This is a genomic window from Leptotrichia sp. oral taxon 417, assembly GCF_013394865.1.
GTDB lineage: Bacteria > Fusobacteriota > Fusobacteriia > Fusobacteriales > Leptotrichiaceae > Leptotrichia > Leptotrichia wadei_A.
The window spans coordinates 471,358-491,728 of the sequence record NZ_JABXYV010000001.1; the positions used below are offsets into that span (position 1 = coordinate 471,358).

Here is a 20,371-nt window from a genome sequence, read left to right on the forward strand (position 1 = left end):
ACCTCTTTTTATATTTATATATTAAATTATACAACGAAAACATCAAAAATACAATGGATGAAAGGAGGTAAAATGGCAAAAGATTTAACACTTAATATAGTCGCAGCAGCTTCAGTAGCTGGAGCTGTTAAAGGGCTTTCAGAATTATCGAAAAGTTTTAAGACTTTGAAAGATAATACAGAAAATTTGTCAAAAACATCTAAAAAATTAGAAAATTTTGATAAAGTTAGAGAAAAACTAACTAAAGTTAATACTGAGTATAAAACTTCATCTGAAGCTCTTAAAAAGTTGAAACAAGAATATAATAGTACAGGTCAAGGAAACGCAGAATTTGCTAAAACTGTCAAAGATGCTGAAAAGCATGTAAATAAATTGGCTAATGAAAAATCAAAATTAACAAACGCTTTTTCAAATGCAAAACAGGCTATAGAAAGCGAAGGGCATAGCTTAAAAGATTACAGAGATACTCTGCATAAAGTGAACAAAGAATTAGAAGTAAATAAACAGTTAAAAAGTATTCAAAATCAACACCAAAATAGACTTGAAGCTATAGATAAAGTTGAAAGTTTTGGAGATAGAGCAACTGTTAGAGGTTTAGCTGCTGGAGCTGCAACAGTTCTCCCTTTGAAATTAAAAATAGAATTGGAAGAAGCACAGGCAGATTTGAGAAAAGTTGCTGAATTTGGCTCTAAACAATTAGAAAAAGAATTTTATCAGGCAATGAGGAATTTGAGTGACAATTCCCCACTATCTCAAAAAGAATTGTTTGAAATAGCAGGAGCAGGAGCACAAGCTGGGATAAATACACGAGAATTAGCACAATATACAAAAGATGCTTCAAAAATAAAAGTTGCCTTTGATATGGACACACAAGCGGCAGGAAATTTCTTGGCTAAAACAAGAGCTCAGTTTGGCATAGGACAAAAAGAAGTTATGGAATATGCAGATGTTATAAATTATTTGGCAAATAGTGTGGCAGTAACAGCCCCTGAGTTAGTTGATATATCACAAAGGGTAGCAGGACTTGGTGGAATTGCTGGTATTTCTAAAGAAAGTGTTATGGCAATGGGAGCAACCTTGATTGCAAGCGGAGTGAACTCAGAAGTGGCAGCAACAGGGTTAAAGAATTTTTCTTTGGGATTAGTTGCTGGAACAAGTGCAACAAAAGCACAAAAAAAAGCATTTGAAAGTTTGGGATTAAGTGCTGAACAAGTCGCAAAAGATATGCAAGTTAATGCAGACAAAACAATAATTAATGTATTGTCAAAAGTAAAACAGCTTCCTGAACATTTAAGAGCTGCAACTTTGAAAAATTTATTTGGTAAAGAGAGTATACAGTCAGTAACAGAGTTGATGAATCATTTAGATGATTTAGGAGGAGCTTTTGAAAATGTTCATAATAAAGCAAAAACAGCAGGAAGTGTGGACAAGGAGTATGCCGATAGATTAAAGACTTTAAAAACAGCATTAGATACGCTAAAAAACAATTTAGTTAATATAGGGATTGACTTAGGATCTGCTCTGGCACCATCATTATTGAGTTTAACAAATAGTTTAAAGCCAGTTGTAAAAAGTATTGCAGATTTCGTACAAAAAAATCCACAACTTGCAGCAGGTATTATGAAAGCAGTTGGAGCTTTTGCATTGTTTAATTTAGGAGTAGGTGGAGCTATTAAAGTTGGAGCACCTCTTGCCAGAACTTTGAGTTCAACTGTTTCAATTTTTCAGAAGCTATCAGCTGTTAAGGGATTGGGATTTACAGCGGGAATAGCTAAAGCATTTCCAACAGTTGCAAAATTAGGAAGTGTATTTAAAGGTGTAGGTTCTATTGCTGCAAAATCTTTTGGTGGGTTAGGTAAAATTGCATTAAAATCATTAAATCCGTTTAATGCTATAAAATTAGCGGTTAATGGACTTGGTAAAGGATTTTCAGGTTCATTAAAAATTTTTTCAATGTTTGCTCATCCTTTAGCTACTTTTAAAAAATTAATAAGTGTAATAAAAATGGTTGGAATAGCTTTGAAAGGAGCATTTTTAGCAAATCCTGTAGGAGTGATAGTTGGTGCATTAGTTGGATTAGTTGCCATTTTTGTAATTTTATATAAAAAGTCGACTTGGTTTAGAAACGGTGTGAATAATGCAATGAAACAAATTGCACCTCATGTGAAAGAATTAGGTAGAGTTTTAAAGCAAACCTTGGGTCAGGCAATACAACGGGTAAAGAGTTTAATGGTTTCTTCAGCACCTGCAATGAGAGCGGTATGGAATAGTTTAAAACCAGTTATTTCAGCAATAGGAACTGTTATTAAAGTGGTATTGATTGTTGCAATTAGAGTAGCAATAGCAGCTGTGAAGTCACTAGGAAATACTTTTAAACTTATTATCGCAGTAGTTAGAGGTGTAATGCAAATGGTTTCAGGAGCGTTTAGAGCTGCGGTGGGAATATGGAAAGGAATTTTTCAATTATTTGTTGCTTTTTTTACTGGAAAATGGAATGAAATTCCTGGAATTGTAAGTGGAGTGTGGAATGCAGTTAAAGGTGGTATAAGTTCATTTGTAGGCGGTGCCAAAACTATATTGAGCGGATTATTTAATTGGTTTAAAGACCAGTGGAACAATTTAAAAAACTTAGCTTCAAATATAGGAGGAGTTTTAGGTTTTGGAAAGCATTGGACAGGGACTAACTATTTTGAAGGTGGATATACTACTGTAGCAGAGCGTGGAGCGGAACTTATTAAGGTTCCAGGACAACCCGCATTCCTAGCTGAACATGAAATGATGTTAAATTTACCAAAAGGAACTCAAATTTTGAATAATTCCCAAACGAGAAACACTCTTAGCGATAGAATAGGAAAGGTTAAAGAAAGAGTTAGTAAATCTAAAAATAATGGAGGAAATAATTTTGGTGGAGATACTATTAATATAGCGATAACGGTTGGTAATGGTTCTAATCCTAATGCAATAGCACAAGCCGTCGAAAGAGTTTTAAGAGACAGAGAAAACCGTAAAAGAAGGGTGGCATTTGGATAATGGCAAAAACGAGAGTATACAGAACTAAAAATGGTGACACTTGGGATTTAATTTCGTACAAAGTATATGGCACAGAAGGTTATTTCCACGATTTAATAAGGGCTAATCTGAATCTTATAGATATTGCTATATTCGATTCTAACATACCTATTATTATTCCAGATTTTGTAGATACTGGAGTTAATGAAGATACAGATAAGTTGCCACCGTGGAAAAGATAAAAAAGATAAAAGAGGTGATAAAGTATGGGATATGCGAGAAATATAAAGGTCTTAGTGTTTTTCAACAAAAAAGATATTTCAGAAGAAATAGCACATTCCATTTCTTCTGTCACTTATACTGACAATTCAAAAAATGCTATTGACGATTTAGAAATAGAATTAGAGAATTTGGATTATAGATGGTTAAAAGAATGGTATCCTGATGAAAATGCACAGCTTGTAGTTGGAATATTTGAAGATTTGGGCGAATCTGATGGAAAATTTTTGGAATTGGGGACATTTTATGTAGATGAACCAACTTTTGACAATGATAGAGTAACATTAAAATGTATTGCCTTGCCTTTGAATCAAAATATAAGAGACCAGAAAAATAGCAGAGCTTGGGAAAATGTAACACTTAAAGAATTAGTCACTCAAATAGCGAGTAAACATGAAATGAGTGCTGAAACACACTGTGAAGATGAATTTTATAAAAGATTGGATCAAGACAAAGAAACAGACTTGGAATTTATTAATCGGGTTGTAAAGGAAACAGGACTTAATATGAAATTATCTGACGATAAAATAATTATTTTTGATGATGAAAAGATGGAAGAAAATGAAACAATAGAAAAGTGGAATATACACGATTACAGGATAAGAAGTTTTTCTTTAAAGAAGAAAAATAAGGAAATATATGACAAAGTCGAAGTTAGTTATTATGATGCGGATAAGAAAAAGATAATCAGGGAGATAATTACAAAAGAAGAATTAGAAAAACGAAATAATGTAGAAACTGATTCATAAAAATTAAATAGCAAAAAAGAAGTGATGTGAATGGCAACAAACAAAAAAAACAGTAAAACTACTATTAAAAGTAGTAAAGAGAAATTGAAACAAAAGGCAGAATCTAAACCTAAAACAACCAAAAAAGAAAAGACAAAAAAGATAACGACTAAAGGTAAGAGTACTGCCAAAAGAGTAGCTAAAAAGACTTTAAAAGACAACTTAAAACAGGAGTGCCAAGTAACGTTGACCGTAGACGGTTCAACTGATTATGTCGCAGGTGGAATTATTGAACTCGATGAAAGTTGGGGCGAGTTTGAAGGAAAATATATCATTGATAAAGTTACTCACACTGTAAATGGAGATTACACTTGTGAAATGGAAATGATGAAAATAGGTGCTAGAGAAAAGGCTACCGAAAAAGCTAAACAGCAGACTAAGGAAGAGCAGAAGAAAAAGGAAGCTGAAAAAGCTAAAAAGAAAGGTTCTAAAAAGTCAAAAAGCAAGAAAAGTACAAAGAAAACAGGCAAAAAAGTGAGAGATAGGAAAAATAGTAAGAGCACTAAAAAATCTAGTAAAAAGAAATAGATTGATATAGGACAATGACAACTAAATATAATAACTGTGATAAGATGTTGACAAATTTCAAAAGGTGCAATATAATAGTCCCGTAGAGAACGGAAAGGAGGATATAAGGTAATGAACATAATCGAAAAAATTCATCTACTTGCCAGTATCTGTACAATTTTACAATTTGTATATATGATATACAAAGAGTATAAAGACAGAAACGACAAGAAGAAATAACCAACAACGAGGCTATGGTTGCCAAACCCTCTAGCCTTTTCTCTACACTTTAATTAAAAAAATAGAAAGAGGTAGCTATTATGTATGAAAAAATACAACTGGTATTATCAATAATGATAATAATTTTATTCTGCACTTTCTGGACTATAAAATTTATAAAATGGAAAAAAAGCAAAAAAAAATAAGCCCAACAACGAGGGCCTGAACATAATCGAATTTTATTTGATTATATTATAGCATATTTTGGGAAAAAGTCAATATAAAAATAGAAATCACAGTTATTAATTTAGCTGTGATTTTTTTGTTGCAAAATTTTGAAAGGCAGTGAAAATAAATGGATTTAATAAAACAGGGAGAAATAAACAGTATTGATGTAAAAAATGGAAAAGCAAGAGTTATTTTCCTTGATAGAGATAACAAAGTAAGTGACTGGCTTAATATATTAGTTCCTTTTTCCGACAGTCACAGTGATTCTTATAATCTAGCTGTAGGTCAAAGTGTATTGGTTTTATCACTTCCAGATATGCCTGAAGTTGGTTATATCCTTGGCTGTCCAATGAGAGCTAGTGAAATCAAGGAAGGTGAAGTAAAAAGAACTTTTTCAGATGGAGGGTTTTATAGCTATTCAAACGGAACTTTAACACTTAATCCTGTATCGGAAATTGTAATTAATGCAAATACTACTGTTAATGGGAATTTGACTGTTAGTGGAACTACTATCACAGGTGGAAGTATTAATCTCAATACCCATAAGCACGATGGTGTTACCGCTGGCGGAGATAAGACAGGAGGTCCTGAATAATGGTAGGAAGTTTTGGAGATGTTGTATTTGAAATATCTGATAAAAAAGTATTTTCAATTAACAACGAAATAAATAGAGCATACAAATCTAAAATATCCGAACATACAGCAATATTTGGACCAGGTATGATAAGGCATCAGGGAAGGGAATTAACAGAATTGAGTTTTGGTATTTCTTTGGTTGCTTCGTTAATACCTGACACAACTCCATCAGAACAGCTTGATAAAATAAAAACTATGTGGGAATTTGGAGAGTATGACTATTTAACATTAGGAGGACAGACATTTGGAGCTTTTCCGTTTTTGATAATAGATATAAGTGAAAAAAGTTCTTACTTTAATAAAGAAACTTCTAACTTTGATTTTATAAATTTGGAATTGACATTAAAAGAGTATATAGACAATCCGCAAAAATACAATCAAATAATAGAACAGTTAAAAATTCAAAAAAAGGAGCAAGAAAAACTTACAGAAGTGGAAGTTGCAAATGTAGAAACTGAACAGAAATCAAAATTACAGGAATTTGCAGAAAAAGTAGGGAACAAGGTTAATGATATAGCAGAGAAAGTGGACAAGGCTATTGAAATTGCTGAAAATAAGAAAAAAGAAATATTGGATCAGCTTGAAAAAATTAAAAAAGATGCAAAAATTGATGAGCTAATGGATTTAGTAAGAGCAGGAATGATTACAGCAGATAAAGCTAATGAAATGATAGACTATGCTAAAAATTTTTCTAAGACTGACAAAGAAATTTTGTTGAACTTTTTGAGAAATCAGACTGGAGGTAAATAATGATATATATTTCATCCAACCAAGAAATTAATTACAATCCTCAAAATACATTGGAGGAAGTAAAAACAAATGTTGGAATGATTTTAAGAGTGTGTAAGGAAGAGCAGCCACTTAATCGTGATTTCAGTTTTGACAGCGATTTAATAGATAAAAATATTAATATCGTAGAAAATAGATTGACTTCACATTTGCTTAAAGTGTTTAGAAAGTATGAACCTAGAGCATCATTGAAACAAGCTAGAATCATTATGAAAGATACATATAATAATGATTTTGACATTGAATTAGGAATTGAGGTGGTAAACATTGAGTGAAATATCAAATGAAGAATATGAAATTATAGATGCGGATTCGTGGGAACTTAAAAGAGATATGATTGACAAGTTCCAGGAGCTTAGCGGAAGGCAATTAACTGAATCAAGTCCAGAAACGCTTATCTTTGAAACAGTAGCGTATCTCTTTGGATTAAGGGAAGAAAAATACAACGATGAAATGAAACAGAATTATTTAAGATTTGCAAGAAATGAGCGGCTAGATTTGAAAGGAGAGTTTTACGGAAATAGAGGTAAAAGACTCATAGAACAACCAGCCGTGGCGACATTTAGATTTTATATTACTGATATTCAAGCGACAGACATAATAATTCCAAAAGGGTCAAGGATTCAATACAATGAGTTATATTTTTCAACAGACGAACAATATAAAATAGAAAAAGGAGATTTGTATGTAGACGGAATTGCAACTTGCAACACATCAGGAACTGTTGGAAATAATATTCCAGTCGGACAAATTAATACAATGGTCGACATTTTCCCGCATTATGACAAGGTTGAGAATATTACAGCATCAAATAATGGAGCTGAAATAGAGCAAGACGACAATTATAGAGCCAGAATTAGAGAAATCCCTGAAAGTTTCACAACGGCTGGAAGTAAAGGAGCTTATGAATTTTGGGCTAAGTCAACAAGTACAAATATTGTTGATGTTGTAGCGTATAGTCCGAGCGCAACAAATGTGGATATTTATGTTTTAACTGATTCTTTAACGCTAACAAATGAGCTAAAAAAGAGAATTGAAGAAATGCTGAATACTGATAATATAAGACCTCTAACGGATAATGTAACAGTAAAACAGGCAATAAAAACATCATACACAATTGATTTTGACTACTACATTGATAAATCTAACGAGACGCTTGTGAATGTTATTAAAAATAATGTTGAGAAAGCTGTAAAAGAATACAAGACTTGGCAGCAAAATAAAATGGGGAGAGATATTAATCCAGATGAGCTTATAAAATTGCTAAAACTAGCTGGAGTGAAAAGAGTTGTGTTAAGAAGTCCCGCTTTTAAAGTTTTAGATTTTAATGAGATAGCAGAGAACACAAGTGTTACAACTAATTACCTAGGAGTTGAAAATATATGATAACTATTGATAATTTGAATTTAACGGATATAGCGGCTAAGTCAACTTTGAATGATGAAACGACACTTTGGATTTATGAATCTATAAATTTTGCTATCAAAAAAAAGCATGATGCGATTAAAAGAAAATTTTTTTTGGAATTATCAGAACTGAATGATGTGGAACTAGACTTTTTAATGTGGGAATATCATGTTGATTACATCGATTCAAATATAACAAGAGAGACAAAAATAAAACTGATAAAAAGGTCTGTTTTTTCGCATTTTAATAAAGGTACTGTTGGTGGGATTAAAGAAATCTGTGAAATATTATTTAGCGGAAATGTTAAAATAATAGAATGGTTCAAGTATGGAGGAAATCCTGGATATTTTAAAGTAAATACAGATGGGAATTTATCAGATTATGAAGGCTACAAGAAAATAATCGAAGTTGTAGAACAGTATAAAAATATTCGTTCGTGGCTTGAGGGAATAAGGCTTTTGAGAAAAGAAGAAAGAAAAAATTATTACGGCTTCATTGAAAAAAATAAAAAGAAATATTATTTAGGTTCGACTGACATTAATATTCCAAACGAGATTATAACGGCAAATTTTGGAACAGTTCACAGAACAAGAGTATTAAGAGAAATAAGATAGGAGGTAAATTATGGCAAAATTTAACGGATTTATTTTAACAGAAAAAGGAAGAGAATTATTAGCAAAAGGATTAGCAGGAGAAATAATAACATTTACTAAAATGGCGATAGGAGATGGAACATCGTTAACTTCTGAAAGAGAAAGGACAACATTAGTCAATCAAATTACAACATTGCCAATCTTGAATATAAATGTAAAAAGAAATGGAACTTGTGAAATTAACGCTTTATTGACTAATAAATCAGTAACAACAGGGTTTTATATCAAAGAGTTAGGAATATTTGCACACGGAAATGATAACGTTGAAATACTTTATGCTTACAATATTTCAACTAGTCCAGATTTTGTGCCACCTTTCTCGGCTAATAATGTCGTAGAAATTGAATATGTAGATACGATTATTGTGGATCAAGTGGCAAACGTGACGGCTGTTATTGATCCGAGCATCACGTATATTACTAAAAAATATGCGGACGAAAATTATTTAGTTAGTTCGAGATTAGCTGAAATATTAGGATTAGAATTTGGCGGAAACATACAGGACATCGGCAATAAAACGAAAGGTAAATTTTATTATGACAGTGTAACAAAATTTTACTACGAGTGCATAGAAGACAACAGTCTGACATACAACGATTCAGGGAAATTTAGGGCTATTTCTAATAAACCACTTTCAGACAAAGTGGAAAATTTAATCAAAATTAAAAGCTACACTGTAACAACTTTAGATCATATGGATATAAATTCTGGAACATTGGTTATTGCGGAAAAAAGAATAGATAATTTTAAAAATAAAATTGGAATTCCGTTAAACTCTACTATAGTATCCGTAAGTGCTGCACAAAGTGCTGGATACTGTGAGTACTGCACATATGATTACGGATCAGACACAGCTCATATTGGGCACATTATCCCCAAAAATAATCCAAGACTAGCCGTTATAAATGTTGCGTATATTTAAATGCTGTGTTGTTTAAAAACCAATTGCTTGCCAAAAAAATCCGCCTTTGTCTCCACCACCACCACGTTGTCTCATAACTTGCAAAGTGAAACTATTTTTAGTTAAAGAAGATGAATTTAAAATAACTTCTAAACTTTCATCTGAATAGTTGTAATTCCCGGAAATTTGAACATTTATACATCTTTGTTTAAAAATTTTTGGAAAATTAATATTTTTAATGAGAGTTGATCCAGGGACATCTGAAAGCCCTTCGAAATAGTTTTCGCCCCACTGGATTATTAGTCCAGAAGGCAATTCAACATAATTATTTCCCATTGTGTGTAAATTTTCCAATTTAGATTTTAATATCCGATTGCTACCCATCTGAATCCGAAACTTTTATACGCCAAGGTGTACGGGTCTCTACCGCACGCTTTAAATGTTTCGTTTGTAAGTGGAGTCATTCCAGTAATATATGTTCCACCTCCACTATCGCAAGCCACGACTTGATAATCAGAAGATTTAAAAGGAGAAATTAATCTGACAATGTCGTCACCATTTTGAGCAATGCTGAATCCCCATTGTATTTTTAAACCGTTTGGAAATGATACCCAATCCTTTCCAAATTTAAACAAATTTTCCAGTCTATAATATTAATATCGAATATTATAGAGGAGATGATGAAAATGGAATTACAAGAGTTGAAAGGAAGAAACGCAGAGATTTATTTGGAGTATTTGAACAGTAACATAGCAAAGAATGCGGCAACTAAAAACACGACTTACAAGACATATTTGAACAATATGAAACAGTTTGTAGAGTATTTAAAAGCATATGAAAATAATCGTTATTTACTTAGTAAAGATACTCTGAAAATCATTGTGAGTGTTTTGGAACGATATATCAGATATTGCAGGGAAGTGAAAGGAAACAACGCTAGGACTATTAATAACAAGATAACGGCGATAAGTAGCTTTTATATTTGGGCGGTTAAGCGTGATTTAATAGCAACACATCCGTTTCGTGATAAATTGGATAGACTAAAGGTTACTGATGTGGAAAAACGGAGAAATAGCTATTATCTTAGTAATAAAGAAATTATTGAAATTAATATCAAAATGGAAATGGATAAAAGATTTGATTTGCAAGATAGGATCATATTTAACTTGATAATTGATACAGCTTGCAGAATTAGTGCATTGCAGTCGATAAAATTAGGGAATATTGATTTAGAGAGTGGAATAATATTTGGAATAGTGGAAAAAGAACAAAAGATTGTGGAGTTTGCTATATTTGAGGAAACAGTAAATTTAATAAGGGAGTGGTTGAGATGTAGAAATGACAACGTTGAATACTTACTAACGACTAAATATGGTGGTGTATTTAAGCAAATGAGTAAAAGTACGATAAGAGATAGAGTGAAGAAAATTGGGAAGTTAGTTGGGATAGAAAATTTATATCCACACTCGCTTAGAAAAACAAGCATTAATCTTATTGCAAAAACAGCTGGAATCGATTTAGCAAGCGAATTTGCAAATCATAGCGGGACAGATGTAACTAAAAAGCATTATGTCAAAAAGACAAGTGCAAGAGACAGAAAAAACAAACTGTTAGAAATTCGTAAAAAAGCGGGATTTTAACAATAAAAAGTAGAGAAATTTATGAATTTGTACAGAATTTTAAAAAATATTTATTGATTTTATTGACTTTGAACGTTTTGCCGACTTCAGCAGTTCAATAAAATTTGAAAGTTGGCCCAAAATAAAATTGCTTCAAAGCTCCTAAAAATCGGCACTAAATTTTTAAAAACGAAATATCAATTCGTGCAAATTCATAAGTTAGCACAGAATAAAATTAAGGAGGAAAAATTAATGTATGTTGTAATTTATAACAAAAAAAGTCTTGAAATAATAGCAAAACCAACAATCACAAATTTGGAAGAGTTTAAAGGGAGTCCATCCTTGTTTTATCCAGATTGGGATGCAGAAAAGCACACTTGGAATGAAACAGAATATCAAAATCCGATTTTGGAAAACGGGAAATTAAGAGAATCTACAAAAGAAGAGCTGTATAAGGCTGGGAAATATAGTTTAAGCTCAAATGAAATTATTGAAAATGGAAAAATTAAAACAGTTGAGTTGTCTGAATTTGAGTACATAGATAATAACAAAATAAAGATAAATCGGGATAAAAAAATAGAGAATATAAAAGAGAAATTAAATGCTCTTAAAGTTCAACATTCTGAAAAAGAATTTATTTTTAAAGAAAAGTATAAACAAAAAAATAGAGAACTGGACAAAAACAATTTAGGGAATATAACAACGATGTTACTTGCAACAAAGCAGACTGATTTTAAAAACTGGAAATTTAAGAACTTAGATGACAAGGATATTTATGTAGATTTGACAATACAGGATATGCTTTTAATCGCTAAAATGATGCAAGAACAAACAACAAAAGCAATGATGACGGAAACAGCTTTAAAGGTAAAAATCGAGACATTAAGCGATGAGGAATTGAAAAATTTTGATTCTGAAAAGGAGTTTGAAAAGGAATGGGAGAAGTAGAATTAGAAAAAGACAAGCTATATATATGTTTCCACAAACCTAAACATCTTGTAGGACATTTAATAGCATTGTGGACATTTGGAAGATATTCACACGCCGAATTTATTTACAATGGGAAAGTTTTTTTGTCTAATCCTGGTGGAGTTAGAACAAGGAAATTTGAGTTTCAAAAGAATATGGATATTTATGAGTTAGATAGCAATATTGATGCGAAAGATATTATTGAATTTTTTAAAACAGCACAAGGCAAAGGATACGACTATCTAGGAATTTTAGGACAGTTTTTTTATGCTAATAAGGTACAAGATGACGATAGATATTTTTGCAGTGAGTTTTGTTTAAATGCGGTAGATTATGCCCTGCAATTTACATTGACTTATAAATGTAAATCTTTAAAAGACAGGGTTGGCTATCAGTTCAATCCGTCGAAATTATTTAGGTATTTAAAAAATATGGAATTAATAAAAGAAAAGGAAGTGATTTAAATGTATGTATTAAGTAAACTAAGTTTAAGCAGATTGGAAGGAGTACATCCCAAACTTTCAGAACTCTTCAAAAGAGCGATAGTGGATAGCCCACATGATTTTATGGTAGTACAAGGATTAAGGACAGCAGAATATCAAAAAGAGTTATATAGCCAAGGACGGACAAAACCTGGAAAAATTGTAACAAATTGTGACGGGTATAATCATAAGTCAAATCATCAGGCTAAAAGTGATGGATATGGACACGCTGTCGACTTTGCAATTTATGATCCATCGATTCCGGGGAACATTGATTGGGATAACAATAAAAAATATAAAGAAGTTGCGGAGCATTTAAAAAAGATTGCAGAAGAAATGAAAATAAATATTGATTGGGGTGGAGATTGGAGAAAATTCAAGGACTATCCACACATTGAATTAAAATAATAAAAATAGGAGATGATAATAATGGATAAACAGTTACAAGTAATTTTAATAGGAATGCTGGTAGATTTTACCAGAAAAGAAATACTAGAAAAGGAAATAATTTTTGGAGCTAAAAAAGGAATAGAAAAACTGGAAGCTGTTAAGAATAACTTTTTTGGGAAGTTTAAGGATTTTATAAAAAAAGCACAAGAGATAAACAACCCATATATTCCTGATGACATTGAGAGATTTACTGAGGATTTATTACTAAAAGGTGCTGAAACACTTGAAAAAACTGTAAATGTAGATGAAATAATACATAAAATACTTGGAGAAGAAAAAACAGCGATAGGAATATAAGGAGCATAATCAATGATAGAGGATTTGAAGGTAATAATAGACAATCACGGACTTTTTCTCATACTTTTCTTTTCAGGAGTGCTGTTTGGTGTAGTTGCACAGAAAATGATAGACAACCAACCAGTAAAACCGTACATCAAGCGTATAGCCGTTGCTGGAATGACAATGGCTATTGCTCTATCTCTTAACAAAGTGGTGGGGCATTTCAATGCTGGTTTTCTGTATCCTTGGAGTCCTGTGCTGGGATTTTTTGGGGAAGCTGTAATGGAAACGATCAATCAGAAAAGATACGGAATCAGCAAAGGATTTTTGGAGCTAATGCTGGAAAAGTTCGGGTTTGTCAAGAAGAGGGATGATAAAGATGAAAATATATCACAGAAGTAGGAAGTTTGCAATTGTAATGTTTGCACTGATATTTTTAAATTCAGCAATCACGCTGAAATTAAGAGGCTATCAAAGAAGGCAGAATCTGAATTTGTTGCGGAGCGAGCTGAAGAGTGAAAGCAAAAAAGAAATATTTGATTCCATAGAAGAAAAGTCGAAGACAGAAGATTTAATACTTCTGATAAGTACAAACTTTATCGCTTTAATGATAACTGTTGGATTTGATAGATTCGGAGTATTTGAAGAAAGTGATGAAACTGTAAAGAAAAACAAGAAAAAACTTGTGGAATTGTTTTTGTAAGTTGTTGGGATAGTCAGAAATGGCTATCCCCTTTTTTTATTTCTATAAAGAACGTATAAATTTTTATAACTATTTTATGGTAATATACAAGTAGTATACATTTTTACAAATATTAAATTTATGAATAAATATGCGGATTCCCTAAACATCGAAGAACTTTAAAAGATATTTTTTTTAACTTGTAAATATATATTGTAATGATTATAAAATTATGATAAAATTAAATAAAGAATTTTGAATAACAAAATATTAATAGCTTTATACTAAATATGTATATATTTAGAATTATAGAAAAACTTAAAAGTTAGAATATCAAGAATGGAGGAAAAAATGGAAAATATATCTAAAGATAAATTATTAAGTATGTATGAATCAATGTTAGATATTAGAAACTTTGATTTGAAGGTGAATCAACTTGTAAAAAGAGGGATGGTTCCAGGAATGACACATTTGTCAGTTGGAGAAGAAGCGGCAAATGTTGGAGCGATTGCGGCGTTAAATCCTGATGATTTTATAACATCTAACCATAGAGGACATGGGCAAGTTATTGCAAAAGGGATTGACTTGAATGGAATGATGGCTGAAATTATGGGGAAAGCTACAGGAACTTGTAAAGGTAAAGGTGGTTCAATGCATATTGCCGATTTAGAAAGTGGAAATTTAGGAGCCAACGGAATTGTTGGTGGAGGACACGGAATGGCAGTAGGAGCAGCTTATACTCAAAAAGTTAAGAATACTGGAAAAATCGTACTGTGTTGTTTTGGAGATGGAGCTACAAATGAAGGAAGTTTTCATGAAGCAATGAACTTGGCATCAGTTTGGAATGTACCAATTATTTTTTATTCAATTAATAATGGATATGGAATAAGTACAGATATTAAAAAAGTTACAAATGTAGAGCATATTTATCAAAGAGCGGTAGCTTATGGAATGCCTGGATATTTCATTGAAGATGGAAATGATGTTTTGGCAGTTTATGAAACATTTAGAAAAGCAGTGGATGATGTAAGAGCAGGAAAAGGTCCTGTTTTAATTGAAAGTGTGACATATAGATGGTTTGGGCACTCGAGTTCAGATCCTGGAAAATATAGAACGAAAGAAGAAGTGGATTCTTGGAAGGCAAAAGATCCAAACATTAAATTTAGAAATAGATTGATTGAAGAAGGGATTGCTACTGAAGAAGAATTAACTAAATTGGAAGAAAATTCAAAACAAAAAATTGAAGAAGCAGTTGATTTTGCGAAAAACAGTCCAGAACCAACTCTTGAATCAGCATTTGAGGATATTTTTGCAGATTAATTAAAGTGTTTGTTACTAAAAGAATTTTTGGGAATTTAGTAAAAAGATATTGATTTAAAAAATATAAATTTCGAAAAAATTCTAAGAGAGTTAAATTAGGAAAATAGTGTTTGAAAAAAAGAAGAGATAAAAACTGGGAGGAAAAAATAAATATGGAGACAAAATTAATGTCTGTAAAAGAGGCAATAATTACAGCAATGTCAGAAGAAATGAGAAGAGATGAAAATGTATTTCTTATGGGAGAAGATGTTGGAATATTCGGAGGAGATTTTGGAACTTCGGTAGGAATGTTGGAAGAATTTGGAGAAGAGAGAATTAAGGATATGCCTATTTCAGAATCAGCAATTTCAGGAGCAGCTATTGGAGCGGCAATGACTGGTTTAAGACCAATTGTAGACGTAACATTTATGGATTTTATCGTGTATATGATGGATAATATTGTAAATCAGGCGGCTAAAACTAGATATATGTTTGGTGGAAAAGGAAGAGTACCAGTGACATTTAGATGTGCGGCAGGAAGTGGAGTAGGTTCAGCAGCACAACATTCGCAATCATTGGAGGCTTGGTTTACGCATATTCCTGGAGTGAAAGTAGTTGCACCTGGAACACCTGCAGATGTGAAAGGGTTGTTGAAAGCAGCTATTAGAGATAATAATCCAGTAATTTTCTTGGAATATAAAGCGCAATATAATATGAAAGGTGAAGTTCCAACAGATCCTGAATTTGTTATTCCTTTAGGAAAGGGAGAAATAAAAAGAGAAGGTACGGATATTACAATAGTAAGTTACGGAAGAATGCTTGAAAGAGTATTGAAGGCAGCAGAAATAGTGGCTGGAGAAGGAATTAGCGTGGAAGTAGTGGATCCTAGAACATTGATACCATTAGATAAAGAGATAATTTTGGATTCAGTTAAGAAAACAGGAAGAGTTATTTTAGTGAATGATGCTCATAAAACAAGTGGATTTATTGGGGAAATTTCAGCAATTATTTCAGAAAGTGATGCATTTGATTATTTGGATCATCCAATTGTGAGATTGGCTGGAGAAGACGTGCCTATGCCATATAATCATACTTTAGAAACAGCGATGGTTCCGAGTGTTGAAAAAATTGTTGAGGCAATTAGAAAAGTAAAAAATAAACAATAGTAGAAGGTGAAATATAAGATGGAAAATAGCAAATTGAGAGCTACACCTGCTGCGAGAGATTTAGCTAAAATGATGGGAATAGATTTGTTAAATGTTAGAGGCAGTGGAGCTAAAGGTAGAATTCATAAAGAAGATGTGGAAGAATTTAATTTTGAGAAAAAAGTGAGAATTACTCCGTTGGCTAGTAAAATAGCACAAGAATACAATATTGATTTGAGTACAGTAGAAGGTAGTGGACATAACGGAAAGATAATGAAAGAAGATATTTTGAATATCATTGCTAAACCGAAAGAAACTGAAGAATTGGCAAGACATGAAAAAGCAATATTGGCTGAAAAAGAACAAGTGGAAGAAGCTGATATTGAAGTTATTCCAATGTCACCAATGAGAAAAGTAATAGCGAAAAGAATGTCAGACAGTTACTTTACGGCACCTACATTTACATTAAATTATGAAGTTGATATGACAGAATTGATTTCATTGAGAAAAAAAGTTATGGATACAATTATGGAAAATACAGGTAAAAAGATAACTGTAACAGATTTAATTTCGTTTGCTGTAGTTAAAACATTAATGAAACACAAATATGTAAATTCTGAATTGTCTGCAGATGGAACACAAATTACATTACATAATTATGTAAATTTATCAATTGCTGTTGGAATGGACGATGGACTTTTGGTGCCTGTAATTAAAGGTGCTGATAAAATGTCATTGAGTGAATTGGTAGTTGCGTCTAAAGATATTATTAAAAAGGCATTGGCAATGAAATTGAGTCCTTCTGAACAAAGTGGAAGTACGTTTACAATTAGTAATTTGGGAATGTTTGGAACGCAAAGTTTTAATCCTATTATAAATCAACCAAATTCAGCAATTTTAGGAGTTGCTGCGACAGTTGAAAAACCAGTAGTTGTAGATGGAGAGATTGTAATTAGACCAATAATGACAATGTGTTTAACAATTGACCATAGAGTTGTGGATGGACTTGCTGGAGCTAAATTTATGCAAGATTTGAAGAAATTATTGGAAAATCCATTGGCAATGTTAATTTAGAAAATTTGAAATACTATAAATACCATTAAATAAAATAAAGGAAGTGAAATAAATGGCAGTAGAAGTAATTATGCCTAAAGCTGGAATAGATATGACAGAAGGGCAAATCGTGAAATGGAACAAAAAAGAAGGGGAAAAAGTAGAAGAGGGAGAAATCTTACTTGAAATAATGACTGATAAAACAAGTATGGAATTGGAGGCAGAGGCTTCAGGATACTTAATTAAAGTGTTAAAACAAGATGGAGAAACTGTGCCAGTTACAGAAGTTATTGGGTACATTGGAGCTGAAGGAGAAAAAGCACCAACAGGAGCAGCACCTCAAGCGGCACCAGAACCAGTGGCAGCAGCTCAACCAGCAGCTTCAACTTCAAATGAACCAAAAGCACCAAAAGGTGACGATGAATTTGATGTAGTTGTAATCGGTGGAGGACCTGCAGGATATGTAGCGGCAATTAAAGCAGCACAATTAGGTGGAAAAGTAGCAATTGTAGAAAAAGTTCACTTTGGAGGAACTTGTTTGAATAAAGGATGTATTCCTACGAAAACATTCTTGAAAAATGCTGAAATTATCGAAGGAATTGAAATGGCTGGAAAAAGAGGAATTATCTTGGAAAACGATAAATTCACAATTGATATGCCAAAAGTTGTTAAATTGAAAAATGATATCGTAAAAACATTGACAAATGGAGTTCAAGGATTATTGAAGAGTAATGATGTTAAGATTTATAACGGTATTGGAAAAATAAATGTTGATAAAGATGTTGTTGTTACAAATGATAAAGGTGAAACAGTATTGAGAACTGATAAAATCATTTTAGCAGGTGGTTCAAAAGTAGGAAGAATCAATATTCCAGGAATTGACAGTCCAAAAGTATTGACAAGTGATGATATTTTAGATATTCAACAAATTCCTAAATCATTAGCTGTAATTGGTGGAGGAGTAGTTGGAATTGAGTTGGGACAAGTGTTTAATTCATTTGGTTCAGAAGTAACTGTTGTGGAAATGATGGATAGAATTATTCCTGGTGTGGATAGAGAATCTTCTGAAACATTGAGAAAAGAATTAGAGAAAAAAGGAATGAAAATCTTGACTTCAACTGCAATTAAGGAAATTGTTGATAATGGAGATACATTAACAATTAAAGTTGATGGAAAAAATGATATTGTGGCTGAAAAAGCATTGTTGTCAATTGGAAGAGTGCCTGATTTAGAAGGAATTGGAGAAATTGACTTGGAATTGGAAAATGGTAAAGTTAAAGTGGATAAATATATGGAAACTAGCGTTAAAGGTATTTATGCGCCTGGAGATATTAATGGAACTAGAATGTTGGCTCATGCGGCATTTAGAATGGGAGAAATTGCAGCAGAAAATGCAATTCAAGGAAACCACAGAGCAACAAGATTAGAAACAAATTCTTCAGCTTCAATTTATACTATACCATCAGCAATTTATACTGTACCAGAAGTAGCAATGGTTGGATTGACAGAAGAACAAGCTAAAGAAAAATATGATATAAGTGTAGGAAAATTTGCGTTTGTAGGAAATGGAAGAGCGTTGGCATCAGGAGAATCTGCTGGATTTGTAAAAGTTATTGCTGATAAAAAATATGGAGAAATTTTAGGAGTTCATATTGTAGGGCCTTCAGCTGCTGAAATCATTAACGAAGCTGCGACATTAATGAAAATGGAAATTACAGTTGATGAAGTAATCAAAACGATACACGGACATCCTACTTATTCAGAAGCATTGTTTGAAGCATGTGCAGATGTTTTAGGAGAAGCTGTTCATTTACCTAAAAAGAAAAAATAGAATGAAAGAGGAATAGTTACTATGATTTATTACATTAGTAAAACTCATGATACCGCATTTAATATTGCTTTGGAAGAATATTGCTTCAAAAATTTAAGAGATGAAGATGAAATATTTTTGTTGTGGATAAATGAGCCTTCGATAATTGTTGGAAAATATCAGAATACAATTGAAGAGATTAATACAGAATATACTAGAGAAAAAGGGATTCATGTAATTCGTAGAATTTCTGGTGGAGGAGCAGTTTATCACGATTTGAATAATTTGAATTATACGATTATTTCTAATAGAGATAAAAATCAGGAAGGATTCAATTTTAAAGAATTTTCAAAACCAATAATTGAAACATTGGCAGAATTAGGCGTAAAAGCTGAGTTTACTGGAAGAAATGATTTAGAGATTGACGGACAAAAATTTTGTGGAAATGCACAGGCTTATATAAAAGATAGAGTTATGCATCACGGTTGTCTTTTATTTAACGTTGATTTTAGTGCTTTGGGAGATGCTTTGAAAGTTTCTAAAGACAAAATTGAGTCAAAAGGTGTAAAATCTGTTAGAAGTAGAGTTACGAATATATTGCCTCATTTGAAAACTCCGATTACAGTTGAAGAATTTGGCGATAAAATTATGGAATATATGAAAAAGCAGTATCCAGATATGAAGGAATATGTTTTTAGCAAGGAAGAGCTGGACTATATTGCTAAAAGGGCTGAAGTCAAGAGAAGTTGGGAATGGAACTACGGAGAGTCGCCAGAATTTAATATAACTAGAGGGAAAAGATTTAAAAATGGAAAAATCCAGATCTTTGCCATAGTTGAAAATTCTAGAATTAAAAATATTAAATTTTATGGGGATTTCTTTGGAAAAAATGAAGATTTGAGTGAAATCGAAAATCTTTTGAAAGATGTGAAATATACGAGGGAAGATGTTAAGGAAAAATTAGAAACGGTTGATATTGGGGAATATTTTTCTAAATTTACGGTGGATGAAGTTGTGGAAGTTATTGTAGAATAGGGATTGATTATGAAATATTTTTTAGCAAGGGGTAAATCCCCTTGTTTTAAAATTTTTTTATTATATCATATTTTCAGAAATTATCAATAGTTTTTTTGGAAAAAGTGTAAAGAAAAAAAACTTGACAATTTA

General features: G+C 32.0%; 24 protein-coding genes. 22 read left to right on the top strand and 2 right to left on the bottom strand.

Annotation, left to right across the window (positions count from 1 at the left end; all coding sequences use genetic code 11):
- The first annotated feature begins 72 nt into the window (after positions 1-72).
- From HW276_RS02380 to HW276_RS02420, 10 genes are all read left to right on the top strand, one after another.
- Entirely contained in the window at positions 73-3,030 is a 2,958-nt protein-coding gene (locus HW276_RS02380) for a phage tail tape measure protein (RefSeq protein WP_178937272.1), read from the top strand.
- Complete coding sequence (locus HW276_RS02385) at positions 3,030-3,251, top strand: tail protein X (RefSeq protein ID WP_178937273.1); 222 nt, start codon at positions 3,030-3,032, stop codon at positions 3,249-3,251. The genes HW276_RS02380 and HW276_RS02385 overlap by 1 nt, the downstream gene beginning before the upstream one ends.
- A 24-nt stretch (positions 3,252-3,275) precedes the next feature.
- Positions 3,276-4,037, top strand: coding sequence for a phage late control D family protein (locus HW276_RS11695; protein WP_255460287.1), 762 nt, complete (start codon positions 3,276-3,278; stop codon positions 4,035-4,037).
- A gap of 30 nt (positions 4,038-4,067) precedes the next feature.
- Positions 4,068-4,604 carry a hypothetical protein gene (locus HW276_RS11700; RefSeq protein ID WP_255460288.1) on the top strand — a complete coding sequence of 179 codons (537 nt, stop codon included), beginning with the start codon at positions 4,068-4,070 and terminating at the stop codon, positions 4,602-4,604.
- A gap of 553 nt (positions 4,605-5,157) precedes the next feature.
- Positions 5,158-5,625, top strand: coding sequence for a phage baseplate protein (locus HW276_RS02395; protein WP_178937274.1), 468 nt, complete (start codon positions 5,158-5,160; stop codon positions 5,623-5,625).
- Entirely contained in the window at positions 5,625-6,416 is a 792-nt protein-coding gene (locus HW276_RS02400; protein WP_178937275.1) for a phage tail protein, read from the top strand. Before HW276_RS02395 ends, HW276_RS02400 begins: the two co-directional genes overlap by 1 nt.
- On the top strand, positions 6,416-6,730 hold the full coding sequence (locus tag HW276_RS02405) for a hypothetical protein (protein WP_178937276.1): 315 nt from the start codon (positions 6,416-6,418) through the stop codon (positions 6,728-6,730). Before HW276_RS02400 ends, HW276_RS02405 begins: the two co-directional genes overlap by 1 nt.
- Positions 6,723-7,841, top strand: coding sequence for a baseplate J/gp47 family protein (locus HW276_RS02410; protein WP_178937277.1), 1,119 nt, complete (start codon positions 6,723-6,725; stop codon positions 7,839-7,841). The genes HW276_RS02405 and HW276_RS02410 overlap by 8 nt, the downstream gene beginning before the upstream one ends.
- The gene (locus HW276_RS02415) at positions 7,838-8,476 is read left to right on the top strand and encodes a phage tail protein I (protein WP_178937278.1); all 639 of its coding nucleotides are present in this window, start codon (positions 7,838-7,840) and stop codon (positions 8,474-8,476) included. Before HW276_RS02410 ends, HW276_RS02415 begins: the two co-directional genes overlap by 4 nt.
- A gap of 10 nt (positions 8,477-8,486) precedes the next feature.
- Positions 8,487-9,437, top strand: a complete 951-nt coding sequence (locus HW276_RS02420) for a phage tail protein (RefSeq protein WP_255460289.1) — start codon at positions 8,487-8,489, stop codon at positions 9,435-9,437.
- Positions 9,438-9,449: 12 nt separating this feature from the next.
- Here the strand turns inward: HW276_RS02420 and HW276_RS02430 are convergent, their stop codons facing one another.
- Together HW276_RS02430 and HW276_RS02435 are read right to left on the bottom strand one after the other, a co-directional pair.
- Positions 9,450-9,752 (bottom strand): hypothetical protein, encoded by a 303-nt coding sequence (locus HW276_RS02430; RefSeq protein WP_178937279.1) that lies wholly within the window; start codon positions 9,750-9,752, stop codon positions 9,450-9,452.
- Between the two features lie 26 nt (positions 9,753-9,778).
- Complete coding sequence (locus HW276_RS02435) at positions 9,779-9,919, bottom strand: hypothetical protein (protein WP_178937280.1); 141 nt, start codon at positions 9,917-9,919, stop codon at positions 9,779-9,781.
- Between the two features lie 183 nt (positions 9,920-10,102).
- Here HW276_RS02435 and HW276_RS02440 point away from each other — a divergent pair, with 183 nt between their 5' ends.
- From HW276_RS02440 to HW276_RS02495, 12 genes are all read left to right on the top strand, one after another.
- Entirely contained in the window at positions 10,103-11,056 is a 954-nt protein-coding gene (locus HW276_RS02440) for a tyrosine-type recombinase/integrase (protein WP_178937281.1), read from the top strand.
- Between the two features lie 231 nt (positions 11,057-11,287).
- Positions 11,288-11,983: a hypothetical protein gene (locus tag HW276_RS02445; RefSeq protein WP_178937282.1), complete on the top strand. Its 696-nt coding sequence runs from the start codon at positions 11,288-11,290 to the stop codon at positions 11,981-11,983.
- Positions 11,971-12,468: a cytoplasmic protein gene (locus HW276_RS02450; protein WP_178937283.1), complete on the top strand. Its 498-nt coding sequence runs from the start codon at positions 11,971-11,973 to the stop codon at positions 12,466-12,468. The genes HW276_RS02445 and HW276_RS02450 overlap by 13 nt, the downstream gene beginning before the upstream one ends.
- Positions 12,469-12,894, top strand: a complete 426-nt coding sequence (locus tag HW276_RS02455; protein WP_178937284.1) for a M15 family metallopeptidase — start codon at positions 12,469-12,471, stop codon at positions 12,892-12,894. It begins immediately after the preceding gene.
- Between the two features lie 21 nt (positions 12,895-12,915).
- Entirely contained in the window at positions 12,916-13,233 is a 318-nt protein-coding gene (locus HW276_RS02460) for a hypothetical protein (RefSeq protein WP_178937285.1), read from the top strand.
- Positions 13,234-13,245: 12 nt separating this feature from the next.
- Entirely contained in the window at positions 13,246-13,617 is a 372-nt protein-coding gene (locus HW276_RS02465; RefSeq protein WP_178937286.1) for a hypothetical protein, read from the top strand.
- Positions 13,595-13,918, top strand: coding sequence for a hypothetical protein (locus HW276_RS02470; RefSeq protein ID WP_178937287.1), 324 nt, complete (start codon positions 13,595-13,597; stop codon positions 13,916-13,918). Before HW276_RS02465 ends, HW276_RS02470 begins: the two co-directional genes overlap by 23 nt.
- 330 nt (positions 13,919-14,248) lie before the next feature.
- Positions 14,249-15,217, top strand: a complete 969-nt coding sequence (locus HW276_RS02475) for a thiamine pyrophosphate-dependent dehydrogenase E1 component subunit alpha (protein ID WP_178937288.1) — start codon at positions 14,249-14,251, stop codon at positions 15,215-15,217.
- A gap of 152 nt (positions 15,218-15,369) precedes the next feature.
- Positions 15,370-16,362 (top strand): alpha-ketoacid dehydrogenase subunit beta, encoded by a 993-nt coding sequence (locus tag HW276_RS02480; RefSeq protein ID WP_147003000.1) that lies wholly within the window; start codon positions 15,370-15,372, stop codon positions 16,360-16,362.
- Positions 16,363-16,380: 18 nt separating this feature from the next.
- Complete coding sequence (locus tag HW276_RS02485; RefSeq protein WP_036060044.1) at positions 16,381-17,415, top strand: dihydrolipoamide acetyltransferase; 1,035 nt, start codon at positions 16,381-16,383, stop codon at positions 17,413-17,415.
- A 52-nt stretch (positions 17,416-17,467) separates the two neighbouring features.
- Complete coding sequence (lpdA, locus tag HW276_RS02490) at positions 17,468-19,225, top strand: dihydrolipoyl dehydrogenase (RefSeq protein WP_178937289.1); 1,758 nt, start codon at positions 17,468-17,470, stop codon at positions 19,223-19,225.
- Between the two features lie 21 nt (positions 19,226-19,246).
- Positions 19,247-20,239 (top strand): lipoate--protein ligase, encoded by a 993-nt coding sequence (locus HW276_RS02495; RefSeq protein WP_178937290.1) that lies wholly within the window; start codon positions 19,247-19,249, stop codon positions 20,237-20,239.
- The last annotated feature ends 132 nt before the right edge of the window (positions 20,240-20,371 follow it).